Raw genomic sequence first — 21,721 nt, forward strand, 5'->3', positions numbered from 1 at the left:
CCGCGGGAAGAGCCGGCCCAAATGGATGCGGGCCGGAGCCAAAGCGCCTCTGCCATTCCGCGCGGCACTCGGATCCTCGTGGTCGACGACAACCGTGACGCCGCCGATAGCCTGGCGATGACGCTCCGGTTCTTAGGGGGCGAAGTGCGCGTCGTCTACGATGGGCCGGCGGCGCTGGAAAACCTCGCCAGTTTCCGGCCGGCCGTCGCCCTGATCGACATCGGCATGCCGGGGATGGACGGCCACGCGGTCGCGCGGCGAATCCGAAGCCATCCGGAGTTTCGCGATTTGCCGTTGGTGGCGATCACCGGCTGGGGACAGGCCGAAGACCTCGCCCGGTCGAAGTCAGCCGGATTCGATCACCATTTGGTCAAGCCGGTCGGGCTGGACGCCTTGCAGTTGTTGTTGACATCGCTGGAAGGCCGTCCCGAGGCGCGGCGGTGCGAAGATTCTCCCTCGGCTGGACTTCGATGAGCTAGCCGCTGCGCGCGCCTTGTAGCGGAATTCGCGAATGGCGGACCGCTTTACCGCTAAACTCGATCCGGACAAGGCACGGACGACGAGTCGGCGACGGCATGATTTCGGTCACAAGAGAGGGCGGTCTCAAGACGGGGTCGGCGCCGCGCCTTCGCGGCGATCCTCGACAGTCGCCGGAAGGGCGGCGCCGACGCCCCGTCTTGCGACCGCTCCTACTCTGACTGATAGTAGAGCGCCGCTGGCAGCAAGAGAATGAGAAGCCGCGTCTTTTTTATGAGGTTTTTCACCGCCCTACGAGGAGCGATGCTCGGCGCGATAATGGCTCGGCGGCTGATGAAAGTGCCGCTTGAAGACGACGCTCAGGTACTCGACGTACTTGAAACCGGCGCGGTCGGCGATCGCCGCGAGCGACAGGTCGGTTTCCTCCAGAAGTTGTCTAACCCGCTGCAATTGCACGCGAAGGATCTCTTCATGCGGCGTGTGTCCGAGCATTCGCTTGAATCGGCTTTCCAAGATCCGCCGCGATATGGGCACGATCTTGAGCACGTCCTCGACCTTGATGCCGTCGCAGGCGTGATCGCGGATAAAGCGCACGGCGGACGAGACTTCGGCATCCGCGGTGGCCAGCACGTCGGTCGACTGCCGAGTGACGATCCCGGTCGGCTTGATCCGGCACAAGCCGCCGGCCACCTTCCGCCCGGCCATCAATTGATCCAGCAGCTCGGCCGCCTCGAAACCGGTGCGATGCGTGTCGGGCGCGACGCTTGTCAGCGGCGGATCGGTGAGATTGCAAAGCAGATCGTCATTGTCCACTCCGACCACGGCCAGCTCGTCGGGGACTTTGACCCCGCCGCGGCGGCACACATCGAGCACCTGCCGTCCGCGAATGTCGTAGCAGGCCATCATGCCGCAGGGCTTCGGAAGATGCCGCAGCCACGCCATGAGTTCCTTTTCTTCCTGCTCCCAGGAGGCCGCCGCGGCACGTCTGCGATCGGCGTGTGGATAAACGGCGAGCGAGCAGCCCGCTTCTCGAGCCATCTCCCCAAACCACAACGCGCGCTCGACGGACCACTGAAACCGGTCGTCGCCGCAATAGGCCAGGTTGCGGAAGCCGCGCTCGAACAGATGCTCGAACGCCAACCGCGTGATCGCCTCGTTGTCGGTTTCGATGCAGGGCAGCTCCGGCATGAGCCTGGCGGCGCTGACATCGACCGCTGGCGCTCCCGTCTCGCGCACCGCCTTGGCGATCCGCGAATTCTCGATCCGCGCGATGATCCCATCGCCGTGCCACGATTTCAGCCAGTTCGGGGGCGCATCGCCGCGCCCTTGTTCCGGCAAATAGATCGACCACGGCCGATGCTCGCGAAGATAGGCATACACGCCGCGAAGCAAGCCGCGGGCATAGGAGTTCGAGGTTTCGATCAGCAGGGCGACGTGCGGGCGTTTGGCCATGTGTTTGCACTGCGGCGTTGCCTTCGGGCGCGAATACGTTCACCGTGATCGGCGGCCGCTGCGCACCTTGGCATCGAAAACAAACGGCGCGCCGTCGCCGTGTTCTAAGAGCCTATCCGAGAACCGCCGGGGACTGTCCCCCTTTTGCGCAGTCCGCGGAGCAAAACGGGGACTGTCCCCTTTGCCCAGACGGTTCTCGGATAGGCTCTAAGTCTGCGCAGGGCGATGCGGTGCGTCAATCGGACGAGCGGATTTGACCTGCCCCGCGAACCGCTTCTCTCAAAATTATCTCAAGCGGACGGCAATTTCCGTTGGAAACCTCCTCCGGTTTCGCGGTTGACTTGAAAGAGGCATGGCTGTCCATCTCCATTGGAACCAAGGCGGATGATGCCGTTAAAAAACTCATCTTAAGAAACGTAAAAACTCATCGACTTTAATCGAATGCGGGACTACAGTCAGCGTTGTTGATCGGATCGCGTCAGTCCGGGATGCAATCGCGCACCGGCTGTCACGCTTTGTCGGGCGTTCTGTCAGTTCGTTGGTCGCGGTCTTTCTGCTCGTTCGTCTGGTCTGCGTTTCTCGGATCAATTGGTTCTCTTTCCCTGGGTAGACCCATGCTCACTAGCGCGCGGCGTCCAGTTTTCCAACACTTCTACGTTCCGCTGAATTCGCGTCTGATCGTTGTTCTGGCCTCGTGTATTTGCACTTGTATTCTGCTTTCCCAGACGCAACCCGCAAGTGCGCAAGTCAATTATCTTTGGAATGTCGCCGGCCCGGCCGATTGGAATACCGCGGCGAATTGGAATCCGGCGACCGTGCCTGCCAACCCCGGCGCGCTCACCGCGACCAACGGGGCCTACGCTCACATCGGCAATGGCGGCATTGCTCAAATCACCTCCACCGCGGGCACAACGCCCACGATCGATAACCTGCTTTTTGATGGGACTTCGGCCGGCGAAGTCGATCAATCCAGCGATACGTTGACGCTGACGGGGATGGATGCCTTGGCGGTGCCCGTCGGTCCCGGGGAATTGCGAATGGGTGTTACCGGCCAGGCCGACAAGTACAAACTGGGCAGCATTGCCGGCGTCGGCGGCACCGGCAGCATCTCCGCGATCGAGATCCATGTCGGTGAAGCCGGGGGCGGGACCGCGCCCGCCAGCACATTCACCCAAGGGAACGCCGCAAGCGACACCTCGAACGTCACTACCACCGGCCGGCTGTATATCGGCGGCGCTGATGCGACGACGCCCGCCGTCGCGGCGGGCGGGCATGGCGTATATAACCTCAACGAAGGCACTCTAACCGTCGGCAGTGCCGCCGGAGGCGCGGCCGGCGGCGCCGCTGGCGCCGGAGGCAGCGCGTTTATCGGGTACAACGGCAACTCCGTCGGCGTCTTGAACATCAGCAACACCGGCGACTTGGAAGTCTCTGCCGGCGATTTCCATATTGGCGATACGGCCAACGCGACGGGCACGGTGAACCAATCCGGCGGCACCGCGAATATCGAGACCGGCAACGGCAACTGGTTGTTCGTCGGTCAAAACGGCGGCACCGGCACTTACAACTTGAGCGGCGGAGCGCTGAGTTCGCCCTTCAACCCCAGCAACGGCTCCATCAATGCCGCCTGGCAAGTCGTCGGCGAAGGCGCCAGCACGGGCACGGGTGCGCACGGTTCCACCGGCATGTTCAAACAAACCGGCGGAACGAACAATGTCGGAGGTCGGTTGTATATCGGTGCAGCCGGTGGCACCGGCACTTACGCTCTCAGCGCCGGAACGCTGACGGTTGGGAATAACTATAACGGGAGCTTATTCGTTGGCGACAGTGTCAGCACCGGCGGGCCCGCCATCGCTGGCAGTGTCGGCACTCTGACGATTTCCGGCACGGGAGACCTGGAAATACCCACCAACGGCGACGCCCACGTGGCCAACGGCGCTGGGTCGGTCGGCGTAATCAACCAAACTGGCGGCACGTTCAATGGTCCGATCGGCGGTAGCTGGATGTTCGTAGGCGACGGCGGAAATGGCACCTACAACTTGAGCGGCGGAACGATGAACGTGGGCGCGCGCATGGTCAATGCCCGCGGCGCCACATCCCACGGCACATTCAATATCACCGGCACCGCCTCGCTGACCACCGGCAGCGACCTGGACGTGGATAACGGCGGAGTCGGCGTATTCAACCAGTCGGCAGGCACTACCGTCAATACCGGTGGCGGCTGGCTCTTCGCCGGCACAAGCGGTAATGCCGGTGCGAGCGGCACGTACAACATGATGGGTGGCTCGCTCACCACGGGCCGAATCGTGATCGGTTCCAACACGAGCAGTGGCAACAATAATGGAACCGGGCATTTCATCCAAACGGGCGGCACCGTCACCAGCCATAACGACGTGTCGCTGGGGGATGGCAACGGCGCGACCGGCGACTACACGATTAGCGGTCCGGCCGGCGGGCCGAATGCAGTCACTCTAGTCGCCAGTACCCAGGTTGAGAACGCTAACGGTGGACAGGGGCTTTTGCTGGGCTGGGGCGCCACGGGCACCATGAACCAGAACGGCGGGCTCGTGACAGCCACGACAGCCGCCGCCGGGGTAGAGGGGGTTGGGTTCAATGGCGCGAATTCCAATGCCGGCCACGGAACCTACAACCTATCTGGCGGAATCTTGAATACGGCCGCCGTCTACAAGATTAACGTGAACGGCACCGGCACGTTCAATTTCAATGGCGGGATTCTGCAAGTCGCGGCTCCTACGGGGAACCGCCCGATCTTCATGGGCCCGGGCAATCCAAATCTGGCGGACGGAACGCCGGTGCCGGCCTTGACGGCCGCCAATATCAAAGTCGGCGGCGCGATCATCGACACCAACGGCTACAACCCCACCATCTCCCAAGTCTTATCCCACGATTCCACTTTGGGTCCGGCGGTTAGCAATCCGCCGGTTCCGCCCGCGGGACTCGACGGCGGCCTGACGCTCGCCGACTCGAGCGGCATACCGGTGACGGCCAATACTCCGACCGGCAGCAGCATCAATTCCGTGGCCGGCAGCCTCGCGCTCACCGGCGCTAATACCTTCAACGGCAACACGAATGTCACCACGAACAGCGCCGGGCAAACTGCCACTTTGATTCTCGGCAACACATTGGCGCTGCAGAACAGCACCCTGAACCTGACAGTCACCAACAGCGTGCATTTCAATCATTTCGCGAGCGACGGCGTCACGGTTCTCGGCGCGTTCACGCTCGGTGGGTTGACGGGTGCGGGCAATCTGTCGCTCTCCGACAGCAGCCCCGCGCCGATCGCGCTCAGCATCGGCAACAACAACACGACCACTACCTACACCGGTCAATTGGGCACCGCAGCCGACGGGGCCTCGCTCGTCAAGATCGGCGGCGGCACGCTGCATTTGACCAATACTCAGCTTTACACCGGCGGCACCACGATCAACCAGGGCACGCTGTCGTTGAGCGGGGCCCCCGCCTCCCTGGCGAATAGCTCCTCGGTGGATGTCGGCGGCGGAGCGAATTCGTTGCTCAGCCAAGTTAGCTCGGGCACGCTGCCGACTCTGTTATCGCAAGGCGGCGCGAGCGCCGGTGCCGTGCATGTCCATGGTCCTGAAGCCTCGGTCGCTGGCAACATCGCAGTTGGCGATATCGGCACCTTAAATGCCGCGTCTCTGATTCTCGACGCCGGCGCGAACGCGAGTTTTGTTCTCGGCGCGCCCGGCACGGGTGGTTCACCGGCCGGGAGCCATGCCGATCTGATGGCCGTGACCGGCGCGCTGACGTTGCCGGCAAGCGGCAGCGTCGCCTTGAACTTCACCGACAACGCGAACGCCGGCGGACTGGGAAGCTTGGGTCTCGGCACTTACAAGCTCTTTACGGCTGCGAGCATCGCGAATTTCAGCTCGACATCGTTCGGCCCCATCAGCTCGCCGGCGCCGGGCGACTCCTATGTCTTCACGGAGGTAGGAACGACCGAGATCGATATGAACGTCGTCCAATTGATTTGGACGGGGCTTGCCAAGCCGGACAACCAATGGGTCACTGGCGGGAATTGGAGCAGCACAGTTCCCGGCTCGACAACTTCGACCATCAATTCGGATATCGCGGATTTCAGCGGCGCGGGTAACGGCAATACAACGATCAAAATCGACTTGAATCGAAATGTAAAGGGGCTGACCTTCGACACCGCCTCGGCCGCCGCCTATACGATTGGCGATTCCGGCCCCAACGGCGGCAATGCCCTGCGCCTCAGCGCTGCGGGGTCGATTCAGAGCAGTTCGACCGTCGTTAATACGGAGACGGTCAATGCCCCACTCGTATTGGAAGGGAACTACACGTTTTCGAGCAGCCCTGCCTCCGCGACCAACGTGCTGAACATCGCCGGCGGCGTCACTGGCGTGACCGGAATCACCGTGTTGACCCTGACGGGCAGCAACACGGGCGCCAACACGATTAGCGGTGTCATTGGAAATGGAACCGCGCCGTCCGTCGGATTGTCGAAAACCGGGGCCGGGACTTGGGTTCTGGCCGGCAACAATACCTTCACGGGCGCAGTTTCCATCGCCGCCGGCACTTTGCGAGTTGGCAACGTGGGCGCTCTCAATTCCACCACCCCGAATGCCGTGCTGTTCACTGGTCCCAGCACGGGTATTTTGGACTTGAACGGCAACAGCGTTACGATTTCCGGCCTTATCGGCGGCGCCCTTGGTAGCGGCACCGTCACGACCAATGGCGGCCCAGCGACGCTAACGATCAACGTTCCCGCCGCGGCAACTCCATCCTACGCCAGCGTGTTGGCGGATGGCTCCGGCGTCGGAAACAAGCTGAGCCTGACCGTCAGCGGCGCGGGCAGCCAGACGCTCACTGGCAATAATACCTATAGCGGCACGACCAACGTGACCGGAACCCTCCGCGTCGGCAACACCAATGCCTTGCAGAATAGCACCCTGAACTATACCGTTGCCAACAGCGTGCAGTTCCTCGGAGGAATCGGCTCGTTCACCCTCGGCGGGTTGTCGGGCGGCGCCGGCCCAATCAATCTTTCGCTCCTCGACACGAGCGCGACGCCTGCTCCGATTGCGCTGTCGGTGGGCAACAATAATGCGAACACAAGCTACGCGGGCACGTTGGGCGCCGCGGCCGACGGAGCGTCGTTCGTCAAGGTGGGCACCGGCACGCTCACGCTGACCGATGCCCCGACGCCGCTGCTTTATAGCGGAACCACGACGGTCAGCGCCGGAACGTTGGCGTTCGGCGCGACGAGTGCGCAATCTTATGGCGGCACGATCCTCGGCGCGGGCGCGGTAGCGGCGAGCGGCCCTGGCTCGCTCACCCTGACCGGCAACAGCACCTGGAGTGGTGGATTAAATGTCGCTGCCGGAGTGTCTGTCACGGCCGGTCCTTGGGTGACGGCGACCAACGCGGCCGCGACGCCGTTGGGCAGCGGCCCCGTGACCTTGAACACGGGATCGACCCTGAACTTGGCCGGAAACGGGACCGCCACTCAAGCCTATGCGGCCGGCTTGACGGTCGCCGGCAACTCGACCGTCAACGTAACGAGCACAGCGCCCCCTTCGGCCGCATCGATGGGCAATCTATCGATCGGCGCGCAGCTCAATCTCACCGGCGACGCCGGCTCGAGCCTCAGTCTTGGCACGACAACGCTCACCGCGAATTCCACGTTCAACCCGGCGGCTAACACGACCCTGACCGTCGGCAGTATCGGGGGCGCTTTCGGCGTGAGCAAGATCGGCGCCGGCACGTTGATCGTGCCCAGCGCTGGAACATATACCGGGGGCACGAATATCAGCGTGGGCACCGTGGTCGTGCAGGATAGTGCATCGCTCGGCACCAACACCATCCAGATTTCGGGCGGCAGCAAATTGCAGCTCGCGGCCGTGGTGCCGGCCGTCAAACCGGCTATCAGCATCAAATTCGAAGGGGGCAGCAATGGCGGGGCCCCGACCAGTTTGAATTCAACCGACGTTGCCGGCGTCTACCCAGTCTCCAATTGGAACAACGTCAATAGCAACAACGTCAGCAATACTCCCGGCAGCGGCACGAACACCAATATCGACTCTCCGATGGGAGGCACGATCGTCGATAGCAACGGCGCGACTACGGCGGCCACCATCGCCTTCCAAAGCAACAACACCTGGGGGGTCGCGCAGAATAATCCGACTCCCAACGACGTGCTGATGAACGGCTATCTCGACTTGAACTTCGGCGGGAATAACCTGACCGCCGTTACGATGAAGAACCTCCCCTACACCCGGGTCGATGTTTATGCCTATGTCGGCTCCGACGGCAACGGCCGCACCGGGCACGGCACGGTCACCCAGAGCGCAACTGGGCCTTTCTACTTCATTACCGACGACAATATGTTTAGCGTCGCGAATGGCGGCCCCGGCTTTGTTCAGGGCACGGCCACGACGGCAGCCACGGCGGCGAACGCCACTTATCTCTTGTTCTCGGGCGTTCCGACGGCGGCCGGGGAAATCGACTTCACCTTGATGGGCGACACCAACAACGCCGGGCTGCATGGGCTCGAATTCGTCAATGCCACCCCGCCCGTGGCCATGGCCAACGCGCTGACCCTCACGGGCAACGCCACGATCGATCTTACCGGCTCGGCGACGGGGGCGATCTCGGGCAACCTGTCGATGGGGGGCACGACGCTGTTCATCACCGGGGCCGGCGACGTTTCGGTCCTTAACTCGCCCTTCACCTTGAGCCTGGGCGCGGCGACGCTTTCCGGCAACCCGACGTTCGATGTCGCCGACAACGGAACCGGCGTCGGAACCCTCCGCTTGGCTTCGTTGAATACCGGCGGCGCCGCGCGCACGATCACCAAGGTCAATGCGGGAATATTGGAAATCGACGGCGCTAGCACGCTCACCGCGGCGAGCGTCATCAATGTGAACGCGGGCGGAGTTCGATTCAAGAACACGACCGGTGCCGCGACAATCGGCGCCGGGACGGTGGTGAATGTGGCTACCGGAACCAGCTTGGAATTGGCCGGCTCCGTCTCGGACCTGTCGTCTCCCGACTCGCCGCCGAGCCCGGCGACCGCCGTGCTGCGTGCGCACGTCGTCAATCGTGGAAGTTTATTGGTGAGCGGCACGCACCAACAAACGGGCGGAATCGACGGGACCGGTGGCGTCACCACGGTCAACTCCGGCAGCGACCTCACGGCCGATCACATCGTGCAGTCTTCTCTCGTGATCGGCGGCACGGCGACCAGCGCCGCCCTCGTTACGATCGCCTCCTCGGACGCCAGCGGCAATCCGTTGGCAAGCGGATTCGCCGTGGCCGGCTCACTTTCGCCGAGCGGCCCGTTCGCCGCCGGCACGGACGGCGGATCGAGCTTGCTTGCCTCCGGCGGATCGTCGGCCGGCAGTAGTTCGTCGTTGGGGGGAGCTAATCTTGGCAGCGGCCAGGCATCAGTGCCCGAGCCTGCGAGCCTCTTGCTCATGGCGTTGGGAGGAGGAATTGCTCTGCTCGCGGTCTTGCGGCGTAAGATCAATCGGAGGTGATTCTTTGCTTCTGTTCCGCGGCGTGCGTCGAGGCCGCCGCGTCAGATACGCCTCGCCGGCCGATTCATTCGGTCAGCGGGGTTTTTTATGCGCTGCGCGACGAACGCGAAACGGAAATTGGGGTAGGACATTGAGAGCCTATCCGAGAACCGCCTGGGCAAAGGGGACAGTCCCCGTTTTGCTCCGCGGACTGCGCAAAAGGGGACACTCCCCGGCGGTTCTCGGATAGGCTCTGAATCCAAAGCGGAAGACACCGTTAAAAATCGTATCTTAAAAGACGTAAAAACTCATCGACTTCAATGGAATCCGGGACTACAGTCAGCGCTGTAGGATCGGGTCTCATTAGTCCGCGGATGCAATCGCGCGCCGGTCGTCACGCTTTATCGGGCGTCCTCTCTGTTCGTTGGTCGCGGTCGGTCGGCTCGTTCGTCTGGTCCGCGTTTCTTGGATCAATAGGTTCTCTTTACGTGAGTAGGCCCATGCTCAATAGCGCGCCGCGTTCAATTTTTCAACGCCTCATTGCGAGGAATTCACGTCGGGCAATTATTCTGCTTTCGTGTATCAGTGCTTGCTTTCTGCTTTTCCCGACACGTCCCGCGAGTGGGCAAGTCGACTATCAGTGGAATGTCGCTGGCCCGGCGGATTGGAACAACGCGGCGAATTGGACCCCCGCCGGCGGCCCGCCGGGCACCATGGCCGGAGATAACGCCCACGTCGGCAACGGTGGCGATGCCACCATCACTTCGATGCCGGGTACCACGGCGGGAATCGATAGCCTGTTATTTGACGGTGTCGCGGGCGGGGAGGTCGATCAGTCGAGCGACACGCTGACGCTTTCGGGCTCCGAGGCCAACGCGGGCCCCACTGGGCCGGGTCGGCTGCGGATCGGGGCGGTGAACGCCGGCGCATTCGGCAAATACAATCTCACGGGCACCGGCGCCGTCAGCGCCACCCGGATCCAGGTCGGCGAAACGGGGGGCGGGACCGCTCCGGTCAGCACGTTCAACCAGGGGGTGATCGGCGACGCCGGCACCACGTCCGTGACCACCACGGGAAGCCTTAATATCGGCGGCGCGGAGGGCGGGGCCGTCGGAAACGGCGTCTACAACCTCAACTCGGGCACTTTAACGGTCGGCAACGATGGCAATCGCAGCTTGAGCATCGGCAACAACGTCGGCTCCGTCGGCGTCATGAATATGTACGGCGCCGCGACGACGCTAACCACCAAGCAAATGCAGATTGGCAACGGCGGCAACGGCACGTTTAACCAGCACGACGGCACTGCCAATTTCAACCAGGGCCCTGGAAACTGGTTTGCCCTTGGCGGCAGCACGAACGGCACCTCGGGGGGCGTCGGCAATGGCACCTACAATCTGAGCGGCGGAACGGCGAACTTCAACTCTTGGCTGTTCGTCGGCGCCAATAACGGCGCCGCCGGGACCAGCACGGGGACGTTCAACGTCTCCGGCGGAACGGTTAACACGCAATGGATTTATCTCGGCGAGGACACCAACGGCTTCATCAATCAGAGCGGCGGCACCGTGCACGTGACCAGCCGCATGCTTATCGGCGACAACTTGGCCAGCGCCAACGGCACCTACACCATCAGCGGCGGCACGCTTGATTTCCCTGCGGCTGATAATTTCATCATTGGCAACAAGGGGACCGGAACCTTCATCCAGACCGGCGGTACCGTAACGGATGTCAACGCCCATCACTACGGCTTGGATATGGGCGCGGCAACCGGGGGCCACGGCACTTACACGATTAGCGGCGGCACGCTCGAAACAAATAGCGCTCTCCACGTAGGATTTGCCGCCGGCTCGTTCGCCACCTTCAACCAGAGCGGTGGCAGCGTGACGACAGACACAGATATTATTTCTTTAGGCCATGGCACCGGCGCTGTGGGCACGTACAATATGTCGGCCACCGTGGCCAACCCGGCGGGCGGCGTGCTCAATAGTTCGACTCAGATTGCTGTGGGGTGGGGCGCCAATTCGACCGGCATCGTCAATCAGACGGGTGGCGTGATCAATTCCGGCCACCAGGTTCCCCTCGGCTGGGGCGCCGGATCGACCGGCACCTACAATATTAGCGGCGCTACCTCCGGACCGAATGCCACCGTCTTGAACGCCTCCGTGGCCTCAGATCAGGGAATCGTGCTCGGCTGGGGTAACGGCACCGGGGTTTTCAACCAAAGCGGCGGCGTCGTCAACATACTACACGGGACCCTGCAGTTTGGCCAAGCCAGCGCGGGTGTCACCACCAGCACGGGCACTTATAATCTAAGCGGCGGCATCTTGAACACGCCGCTCATCCAAAAGTCATTCGCCGGCAACACGGCGACGTTCAACTTCAATGGCGGGACCCTAAGCCCCACGGCTAGCGCGGCTAATTTCATGCAAGGGCTGAACGCCGCCAACGTTCAAGCCGGCGGGGCCGTGATCGACACCAACGGCAGCGTCATCACTATTGCTCAGCCGCTGCTCCACTCAGGCGCCGGCACGGACGGCGGCCTGACGCTCACCGACAGCAATGCGGGCGCCACTGGAAACCTGACGCTTAACGGCGCCAACACCTATAACGGCACCACGCGAGTCATTAGCAGCGCAGGCGCGCTGGGTCCCACGACCTTGTTCCTCGGGAACGCCCTGGCGGTGCAGAACAGCACCGTGCAAATGACGTCCGGCCTCAACAACAGCGTGCAGTTCGTGGGGGGAATCGGCGCGTTCACCTTCGGCGGCCTCACGGGCTCGGCCAATCTGTCGCTTACCGACGGCGGCTCTTCCCCGGTCACCCTCAGCGTCGGCAACAACAACTCGGAAACCACGTTCACCGGCGCTTTAGGCACGGCGGCCGACGGGGCCAACTTGCTCAAGATCGGCTCCGGCACGTTGCATCTGACCGGCACCCAGCTTTACAGCGGGACCACGACGATCAATGGCGGCACCCTCTCGCTCAATGGCGCCGGCGCATCGCTGGCGAACAGCTCCTCCGTGGACGTCGGCGGGGCGGCGGCCTCCGGCGCTCCGACACTGCTTGCTCGAGCCGGCGCCAATGCCGGCGCCGTGCACGTTCACGGCCCCGAAACCACTGGCGTGGCCGGGACCATCGCCGCCGGCGACATTAACACCTTCAGTGCCGCTTCGCTGACGCTCGACGCGGGCGCGAACACGACCTTCGTGCTGGGGACGCCGGGGGTGGGCGGCGCCGGCGTCACTGCCGATCTGTTCGCCGTCAGTAACGCCTTGACCCTGCCGGCCGCAGGGTCCGTTGTCGTGAACCTGATCGATAACGCGAATGCCGGAGGGCTGGGGAGCTTCGGCACGGGCACCTACAAGCTCATCACCGATTCGACGACGACCAACTTCACGAATACGAAGTTCGGCATCGGCATTGGCATCCCCGGCTTCCAAGAGGCATTCAGCAATCCGGGAGGAAAGGAAATCGATCTGGTGGTCACTCCGGCCCCGACCTGGAAGGCCGTCGCCGTCGATACCAACTGGGCCAACGCGGCCAATTGGGTGAATGGCTTGGTTCCCGGCGTCCACGATGGGACCACCACCAACACGGATCTGGCCGACTTCACCACCGCCAGCAACATCTTGACCCCGGCGCCCGACTTGAATCGCAACCTGCAGAACATCACGTTCGACCAGGCCGTCGCGGGGGCCTATGTGATCGGCACGACGGGCGGCAACGCCTTGCTGCTGACCGCGGGAGGCCAGATTCAGACCACGGCGCTGATCACGAAGACCGAGACGATCAACGCTCCATTGGTCTTGGAAGGGGCCAATGGAAGCTATGCGTTTTCCAGCAACGCCCCCAGTAGCACCAACGTCCTGATGATCGGCGGCGGGATCACGGGCGGGGCGGCGGGCAGCACCGTGCTGACCCTGACCGGCGGCAACACCGGGAACAACACGATCAGCGGCGTCATTGCCGACGGCGCCGCCACGACCTTGGCCTTGCTCAAGTCGGGCGCCGGCACCTGGGTGCTCGACAAGACCGAAACAAACACGGGAGGGACGACGATTCTCGGCGGCACCCTGCAACTTGGCGACGGCACGGGCAACGGTTCGGTGATCGGACCGATCAGCGACGGCGGTTCACTGAGGGTCGCCAACCCCAATCCTCAAACGATTTCGAACGCGATCAGCGGCGGCGGCGCCCTGACGGCCGCCGGCGCCGGCCTGCTGACATTGACGAACGCGAATTCCGTTTCCGGTCCGACCACGATCAACGGCGGTTCATCGTTGCAGCTTGGGGACGGCGTGACCAACAACGGCTCGGTGGGAGGCAATATCCTCGATAACGGCTCGCTGTCTTTCGCCAACCCGACTGACTTGGCGTACGCCGGCGCGATCGGCGGAAGCGGCCCGGTGACGATGAGCGGTCCGGGGACGTTGACCCTGAGCGGGGCCAGCACCTACGGAGGAAGCACGACGATCTCCGCGAACGTGACTCTCACGTCGGCCGTCGCAGCCAATATTTTGCCGAGCACTACGGCCGTGACGATGAGCGGCGCGGCGGCGCTGGACATGTCCGGCGTCGTGTCGGACCAGACGATCGGCTCGCTCGGTTCCGCGAGCGCGGCGACCTCCGTCAATCTGGGCACGAAGAACTTGATTACCGGTGGCAACGGCAATAACACCACGTTTGCCGGTTCGATCAGTGGCATCGGGGGCGTGGTCAAGAACGGCGGCGGAACCTTCACGCTCTCGAATGCCAACTCCTATTCCGGCGCCACGGCAATCAATGCCGGCGCCGTGCAGCTCAATCATGCCAACGCCGCGCAGGATAGCACCGTTACGATTGGCGTCGACAACGGGCTGAAGTTCGGCTCGGGCGTGCATACGTTCAATGTTGGCGGTCTGGCTGGCGCCGGCAAACTCTCATTGACAGACACCGCCGCCACGGCCGTCACGTTGAATGCTGGATCCAACGCCACCGACTCTGCCTATAGCGGCGTTTTGTCGGGAGCCGGAGGCATTCTCGGCAAGACCGGCTCCGGAACGCTGACCCTGAGCGGCAACAACAGCTACTCGGGCGGCACGACGATTTCCGACGGCACATTGTCCGCGACAACGACGAACACCGTCTTGGGCGCCGGACCGGTGAACATGTCGGGAGGCCGGCTGCAACTGACGGGCGGGGTCAGGAATGCAATCGGAATCAATTTCGAGGGGGCGAACAACGGTAGTGCGCCGACCTTGCTATTGGCGACCGATAGCGCGGGGGTCTCGCCTCAAGTCAATTGGAACAACGTCAACGGCACCGGCGTCACTAATACCGCCGGCAGCGGCAGCAACACCAACGTCGATGGTCCGATCGCCGGCACGGTGGTCGACAAAACCGGCGCCGCCACGGCCGTGACTCTGGCCTTCAACGCGAACGGCCAATTCGCCGTTGCCAGCGGGCAGGCGCTGAACACCGGCGACCGCAAACTGATGGATGGAATGCTCTATATGAATTACTTTAACCCTCCGAGCGCCAACCACATCGACGTCACGATGAGCAATATCCCGTTCCCTCTATATGACGCTTATGCCTACTTTGCCGCGAGTCCTTTCAGTGGGGAGATTTCGAGCATGACACTGAACGCCGACTCCACCACCACGACGTTCGGCACAGCCGGCGCCGGTCCGTTCGCCGGCTTCGTACAGGCCACCGGCGTGGACCTCGCCTCGGCAAATTCTTCCAATTATTATGTGTTCCGCGGGCGCAGCGACGGCAGCCTCACCTTGACCTTGTTGGGGCCCAATCCCGGGGGCAATGGCAATTCGGGCCTCAACGGGGTTCAGCTCGTCGAGGCATTCAACCCGGTGTTCGCATACGCCAACAACGTCGTCGTCACGGGGAATTCGACGATCGACGTAAGCGGGACGCCGTCGGCATCCCTTGGCACTTTATCGATTGGCAGCAACACACTGTTCGTCACGGGCTCAAGCTACGGTACGGATTTGCCGTATGGCCTGAATCTGGGCGCGACGTCGGTGAGCGGCGGCGGCACGACGACTTTCGACGTGGCCAACAACGGCGCCGGCACTGGCAAGCTCACGCTGGCTTCGCTCACTACCGGTGGCGCCGGGCGAACCATCACCAAGGCCAACGCTGGAACGATGGAGATCCAAGGAGCTTCGACCATTAACGGCGGCAGCAACATCAATGCGGCCGGCGGCACCTTGCGGTTCAATAACACCTCCGGTGCGGCGACGATCGGCGCCGGAAGCACTGCCATGGTTGCCTCGGGCGCGACCTTGGAATTGGCCGGGTCCTTCTCGGATTTGTCGTCGACGGCTTCCGCGGCGAGTCGTGTGCATATCATCAATAGCAGCACCCGAGCGTCCGGCGGAGGCGTCGTCGTCAGCGGCACGCATCAACAGGTTGGAGCGATCGACGGGACCGGAGACACTGTGGTTGACGCCGGCAGCGACCTGACGGCCGATCACATCGTGCAGTCTTCTCTCGTGATCGGCGGCACGGCGACCAGCGCCGCCCTCGTTACGATCGCCGCCTCGGACGCCAGCGGCAATCCGCTGGCAAGCGGATTCGCTGTGGCCGGCTCGCTTTCGCCGAGCGGCCCGTTCGCCGCCGGCACGGACGGCGGATCGAGCTTGCTTGCCTCCGGCGGATCGTCGGCCGGCAGCGGATCGTCGTTGGGGGGAGCTAATCTTGGCAGCGGCCTGTCATCGGTGCCCGAGCCTGCGAGCCTCTTGCTCATGGCGTTGGGAGGAGGAATTGCTCTGCTCGCGGCCTTGCGGCGCAAGATCATTCGGAGGTGATTCTTTGCTTCTGTTCCGCGGCGTGCGTCGAGGCCGCCGCGTCAGATACGCCCCGCCGGCCGATTCATTCGGTCAGCGGGGTTTTTTATGCGCCTCCGCTGGCTGGCAGACACGACCCTCTTCGGACAAACCGCCGATCGTCCTGATTCTAGCGCGGGCCATCGCCGTGCTATACTGTGCCCTGTCGTTGAAAGGGCCATCGCTTCGAAGTCTGGCGATGCGTCAAAGTCTCGTAGCGTATCACGATGCCCGTTGAATCCTTTGATGTTCTGATCGTTGGCGCCGGGGCTTGCGGCAGCCTGATGGCCAAAGAGTTGTCTGATCGCGAATTATCGGTGGTCGTTCTCGAGGCGGGGAAGCGATTCGCGCCTGGTGACCTTGCCAATTCCGAGGCGAACGGGGCGAAGATTCTTTGGACCGAGCCGCGCGCGGTTGCCGGGAAGCATGCCGTCGCGCCGAAGGCCGGGGTTGGGGTCGGCGGGGGGACGCTGGCTTGGCTCGGCGTCATGCCGCGGTTTCATCCGGCCGATTTTCGCACTTATTCGACCGAGGGCGTCGCCGCGGATTGGCCGATCGGATACGACGATCTTCGCCCGTATTACGCAAAGGTCGAGCGCGAGTTCGGCGTCGCCGGCGAATGCGGGCCATTCGCGCCGGAGCCATACGAATTGCCGATGCCGCCGCATCGCATGAATTGGCACGCACAGCTTCTTGCCCGCGGCGCGCGGCAGCTCGGCGCGAAGCCCTTCGCCCCGCCGATCGCGATCAACTCGACGGCTTACGACGACCGGCCGGCCTGTATCTATTGCGGCTGGTGCGGCTCGGGCTGCCCGACCGGCGCCAAGGCCACGGCCTCCGGCACGTATCTGGCGAAGGCGGAGCGGCTCGGCGCGCGGGTGGTGAGCGAGGCGTTCGTGCATCGGATCGAATACGATCGCGCGAAAGGTCGCATTTCGGGAGTGAGCTATTTTGACGCCGAACGCCGCGAGCAGCGCGTGAACGCGCGGCTCGTGGTGATCGCGGCCCACGCCCTGGAAACGCCGCGAATCCTGCTCCTCTCCGCCAATCCAACCTTTCCCGACGGCCTCGCGAATTCCAGCGGCCAGGTTGGCCGCTATCTGATGAGCCATCCCACCTGGCAGGTCTTCGGCACGTTCGACGAGCCGGTCAATGCCTTCAAGGGAATGCAGATGGGGCACGTCATGGTGCAGGATTTTTATGGCCCGCGGCCGGAGAACGTATACGCCCGCGGCTTCATCCTACTCTCCTATATGATGACGCCGGTGACCTATGCGAATCTGAGCGGCTCGTTCTACGGCGCGGAGTTCAAACAGTTTCTGCGCGACTACGCCCACACGGCTGCCTGGTGGGCGCATGCCGAGGGATTGCCGCAGGCCGACAATCGGATCACGCTCGACCCGGACGTCCGCGACGCCCGCGGGCTGCCGGTGGCCCGCGTCACCTACGAATGGTGCGACAACGATCTGAAGCTGGCCGCCGCCGCCCGCGACAAGGCGGCCGAGATGATGTCGGCCTCCGGTGCGCGGCAGGTGCGGATCGGCCTGAACTACGGCGCCCACGCGATGGGCACCTGCCGGATGGGGAGCGACCGGCAGTCGTCGGTCGTCAACGAATTCTGCCAATCGCACGACATCGCCAACCTGTTCATCTGCGACACCAGCGTGTTCGTCACCTCGGCCGGCGTGAATCCAACGCTCACCGCCCTAGCCATCGCCAGCCGCTCCGCCGATCACATCGCCGCCGTGGCGCGACGGGGAGATTTCGGGCCGTGAGTTTTTCTCCCTCTCCCTCCGGGAGAGGGCCGGGGTGAGGGTGCCTTCAATCAGACTCAATCGCAAACGAACTTATGACTAACCCTTCGATTACCCCACTCATCCCCGACCATCTCGCCGCGCTCGCGGCCTTGGCCAACGGCATCATCCCGGCGGACGAAATCGACGCCGGCGCCGCGGAGGTCAGTGCCGCAGCGCGCTTAGACGAGAAAATACAAAACGGCGTTAACGCAGCGATCTATCAACAGGGCTTGGCAACCGCCGCGACCCTCGCTCAAGAAAAACACGGCCGACCCCTCGCCAAGTTGACGCCGGCGGAAATCCACGAACTCATCGCCACGCTTCGCGATCGGCTCCCCGCCTTCTTCAAGCAACTGCGGCTCGACGTTTCCGCGCTCTACCTCAGCGACCCGGGCGTCTGGCAACGAATTGGCTTCCCCGGCCCCTCAACCGCGACCGGCGGCTACCCCGATTTCGATCAGCCGCAAACAAACATGGTTCCACGTCAAAAAGGAGCAACCGTGGCAACCAACGAATCCTTGAAACTCGGCCCCATCGACCAGATCGGACTCTCGTGCACCGATCTGGACGAAGCAGAGCGGTTTTACAGCGACGTGCTCGGATTGCGACTATCCGGAGACGTGCCGGGAACGATGAAGTTCTTCACCTGCGACCGCATGAATATCGTGCTCTTCAAAGGGGATTCCGTGCCGCCAAATTCCGTGATCTATTTCCGCGTTCAGGGCGAGCCCGGCCTAATCGAGAAGAAGGCGGCGCTGCTCAAATCCAGCGGCGTGAAAGTCGAAAGCGATCCCCACGTCATCGCCCGCAATTGGAATGGCTTCGACGTATGGCTAGCATTCTTCCGCGACCCCTTCGGAAATCTGCTGGCATTGAAGAGCGACGTGCCCACCAAAAAAATGGGCTAACAGTTCACGCCAAATCGAACAGCATGATCTCCGCGGGCTGCTTGCCGACGATTGCCAGGCCGGGCTCGTCGCTGGCCGCCAGGCCGTCGCTGGTTTCGAGCGGGATGCCGTTGACGGTGACGCTGCCGCGGAGGGCTTGCAGCCAGGCGTGACGGCCGGGCGCGATCGCGTGTGCGACCGAGTCACCGGGAACAAGCGTCGAGAGATAAACCTTGGCGTCTTGATGGATGGTGAGCGATACATCCGCGCCGTCCGGAGAGGCGACGAGCCGCAGCTTGCCGCGCTTTTCCTCGTCGGGGAAAAACCTCTGCTCATAGCTCGGCTCGATGCCTTTCGTCTTCGGCAAGAGCCAGATCTGATAGAAGTGAATCGGTTCAGCGGCGGACGGGTTGAACTCGCTGTGCTGCACGCCGCTCCCCGCCGACATGCGCTGGAACTCGCCGCGCCGGAGGATCGAGCCGTTTCCCAGGCTATCCTTGTGCTCGATCGCCCCTTCGAGGACATAGGTGACGATCTCCATGTCGCGATGGCCGTGGGCGCCGAAGCCCATGCCCGGCTGGACCCGGTCCTCGTTGATCACGCGCAGCGAGCGGAACCCCATCTGCGCCGGATCGTAGTAGTCTGCGAAGGAGAACGTGTGATAGGTGTTCAGCCAGCCGTGGTCGGCATGGCCCCGGTCGAGCGATTTGCGGATGCGGATCATGTTTGGCTCGTTCGATTTCGTTGCAATCATTATACGGGGAGCGAATTCTTGTTCGTGATTTGCGCCGGGCACGGCAAATTCGGCTTGTTCCCATGCCCTCGCTCGCCAGTATTATAGTGATGTGGCAAAATGTCGTGGTTTTTGAGGCGAAACCGGTGGCTGTTTCGGTCGAGACGACACATGCACTCTGACTCTGAAACACGCGAGTCCGGTTCAATTGCTATGGCGTATCGTCTCGTTCTCGCCCTCGGCCTGCTAATGACGTTGTGCTTGCCCTCCGAGGCTCGATCTCAGCAAGCGGCGCCCGACAAGCAAGCCGACTCGGGCAAGCAATCCTCATCCCACGAGAAAGAGCAAATCGCCGAACGCAATCGCTTGGCGATCGAAGTCCAAAAGCTTCGCAACGAGGGAAAGCTCGCCGAGGCGCTCGCGGCTGCGGAAAAGGTGCTGGTCATCGAGCGCGAGATGGCGGGCGATCATCCTCAGGAATTGGCGTTCGGCCTCGACTACACGGCCGGTTTGCATGAGCAGTTGGAGGAATACGCCGCCGCCCGGAAGCTCCTCGCCGAACGGCTTGCGCTCGTAAGCAAGCTGCTTGGAAAGGGCGACTGGCGAGTGACCGACGCCCGACTCGCGCTCGACAAGGCGGCGTTGCTCGAAAAGTTCACTCCCGACGAGCGCCGCCAACTTCTCCGCGCTAATCAATTGGGCAGCTCCTTCGGCAAGCTTTACGCCCAGGGCAAGTTTCGTGACGCGCTCTCTCCGGCCGTCGAGGCCCAGGACATCGCCCGCAAGCTCCTCGGGGAAAGGGATGTGGGTTACGCCAATACGCTGAACAATCTGGCGATCCTTCACAAATCGTTGAGCGAGTTTTCCGAGGCCGGCTCGTTCGCTCGGCAGGCGCTCGCGATCTATAAGGAAGTTCTCGGCGAGAAGCATCCGAGCTACGTCGTCGGTTTGAATAATCTAGCAGAGGTCTATGCCGCGACGGGGGACTACACCCAAGCCGAGCCGCTTTATCAACGAGCGTTGCAGCTTCGCAAAGAGTTGCTCGGTGACAAGCATCCGGATTATGCACAGTCGCTCAACAGCCTGGCCGTGCTGTACGACCTGACCGGGGATTACGTCAAGGCTGAGCCGCTCTATCGCCAAGCGATCGAAATCCGCAAGGCGGCGTTCGGCGAAAAAGACCCGTCCTATGCTACGAGCTTGGACAATCTTGCGGGACTCTACGCTTCGACCGGCGACGACGTCAAAGCGGAAGAGCTTTATCGTCGGGTGCTAGCGATTCGCAAGGAGGCCCTCGGCGAGAAGCACCCAGCCTATTCCGACACTCTCGACGAATTGGCGGCGATCTACCGCGATCGGCGCGATTTCGCCCGTGCCGAGCCGCTCTATCGCCAGGCGCTCGAGATTCGTAAGGCAACCTTCGGAGAGCAGCATCCCGCGTATGCCAAGAGCCTGAACGATCTGGGGCTGCTCTACCAGTCGATGGAAGAGGATGCCAAGGCCCAGCCGCTGCTCGTCGAAGCGCTGGTGATCACCGGAAACGCGTTCGGCGAGAATCGCCCTGAATTCGCCGTCAGCGTGAACAATCTGGCTACGTTCTATCAGGCCGCGGGGAAGTTCGAGAAGGCGGCGGCGCTGCACGAGAAGGTGCTCAAAATCGACAAGCAGTCGCTTGGCGAAAAACATCCCGGTTACGCAATCGACCTTTTCAACCTGGCCGTGGCCTATCAATCGATGGGCGATGACGCCAAGGCCGCGCCCCTCTTCCTCCAGGCCCTGCACATTTATCGCGAGCAGTTGGATCTGACTGCGGCCGTGCAATCGGAGCGACAGCAATTGAACATGTTCTCCAAGGCCGAGGAAGCGCTGGGCAGCTTGCTTGCGGTTGCCGATGGAGCGAAGCTGCCGATCGAGAAGGTCTACGCCGAGGTCTTGGTCTGGAAGGGCTCGGTCGGAGTGCGCCAGCATGCCATGCGCCGGCTGCGCGAAACGCTGGCCGCAAATGATTCTTCCGAAGCAGCCCGATTGTTCG

At 62.8% G+C, this 21,721-nt stretch carries 8 protein-coding genes; 6 read left to right on the forward strand and 2 right to left on the reverse strand.

Translation table 11 applies throughout. The features are described 5' to 3' along the window. The coding region (locus VGY55_11920; GenBank protein HEV2970667.1) for a response regulator at window positions 1-474 on the forward strand (474 nt) is incomplete at its 5' end. Window positions 475-768: 294 nt separating this feature from the next. Here the strand turns inward: VGY55_11920 and VGY55_11925 are convergent. Next, window positions 769-1,929 (reverse strand): DNA-binding transcriptional regulator, encoded by a 1,161-nt coding sequence (locus tag VGY55_11925; protein HEV2970668.1) that lies wholly within the window; start codon window positions 1,927-1,929, stop codon window positions 769-771. Between the two features lie 614 nt (window positions 1,930-2,543). Between VGY55_11925 and VGY55_11930 the strand changes: the two genes are divergently transcribed. The 4 genes from VGY55_11930 (at window position 2,544) to VGY55_11945 (ending at window position 18,977) form a co-directional block, all read left to right on the forward strand. Then, window positions 2,544-9,470 (forward strand): autotransporter-associated beta strand repeat-containing protein, encoded by a 6,927-nt coding sequence (locus tag VGY55_11930; protein HEV2970669.1) that lies wholly within the window; start codon window positions 2,544-2,546, stop codon window positions 9,468-9,470. Between the two features lie 692 nt (window positions 9,471-10,162). Continuing rightward, entirely contained in the window at window positions 10,163-16,255 is a 6,093-nt protein-coding gene (locus tag VGY55_11935) for an autotransporter-associated beta strand repeat-containing protein (protein HEV2970670.1), read from the forward strand. Window positions 16,256-16,500: 245 nt separating this feature from the next. Next, window positions 16,501-18,048 carry a GMC family oxidoreductase gene (locus VGY55_11940; GenBank protein HEV2970671.1) on the forward strand — a complete coding sequence of 516 codons (1,548 nt, stop codon included), beginning with the start codon at window positions 16,501-16,503 and terminating at the stop codon, window positions 18,046-18,048. Between the two features lie 74 nt (window positions 18,049-18,122). Continuing rightward, window positions 18,123-18,977 carry a gluconate 2-dehydrogenase subunit 3 family protein gene (locus VGY55_11945; GenBank protein ID HEV2970672.1) on the forward strand — a complete coding sequence of 285 codons (855 nt, stop codon included), beginning with the start codon at window positions 18,123-18,125 and terminating at the stop codon, window positions 18,975-18,977. Window positions 18,978-18,981: 4 nt separating this feature from the next. Here the strand turns inward: VGY55_11945 and VGY55_11950 are convergent, their stop codons facing one another. Continuing rightward, complete coding sequence (locus VGY55_11950; protein HEV2970673.1) at window positions 18,982-19,680, reverse strand: pirin family protein; 699 nt, start codon at window positions 19,678-19,680, stop codon at window positions 18,982-18,984. A gap of 222 nt (window positions 19,681-19,902) precedes the next feature. On the opposite strand from VGY55_11950, the gene VGY55_11955 reads away from it, so the two are divergent. Next, window positions 19,903-21,721 (forward strand): tetratricopeptide repeat protein (locus tag VGY55_11955; protein HEV2970674.1); only part of this gene is annotated, 1,819 nt, incomplete at its 3' end.

It is taken from the genome of Pirellulales bacterium (genome assembly GCA_035939775.1).
GTDB lineage: Bacteria > Planctomycetota > Planctomycetia > Pirellulales > DATAWG01 > DASZFO01.

Coding starts and splice junctions, on each gene's coding strand:
- VGY55_11935 (HEV2970670.1), top strand. CDS start 10,163: ATGGCCGGAGATAACGCCCACGTCGGCAACGGTGGCGATGCCACCATC.
- VGY55_11950 (HEV2970673.1), bottom strand. CDS start 19,680: ATGATCCGCATCCGCAAATCGCTCGACCGGGGCCATGCCGACCACGGC.
- VGY55_11925 (HEV2970668.1), bottom strand. CDS start 1,929: ATGGCCAAACGCCCGCACGTCGCCCTGCTGATCGAAACCTCGAACTCC.
- VGY55_11930 (HEV2970669.1), top strand. CDS start 2,544: ATGCTCACTAGCGCGCGGCGTCCAGTTTTCCAACACTTCTACGTTCCG.
- VGY55_11945 (HEV2970672.1), top strand. CDS start 18,123: ATGACTAACCCTTCGATTACCCCACTCATCCCCGACCATCTCGCCGCG.
- VGY55_11940 (HEV2970671.1), top strand. CDS start 16,501: ATGCCCGTTGAATCCTTTGATGTTCTGATCGTTGGCGCCGGGGCTTGC.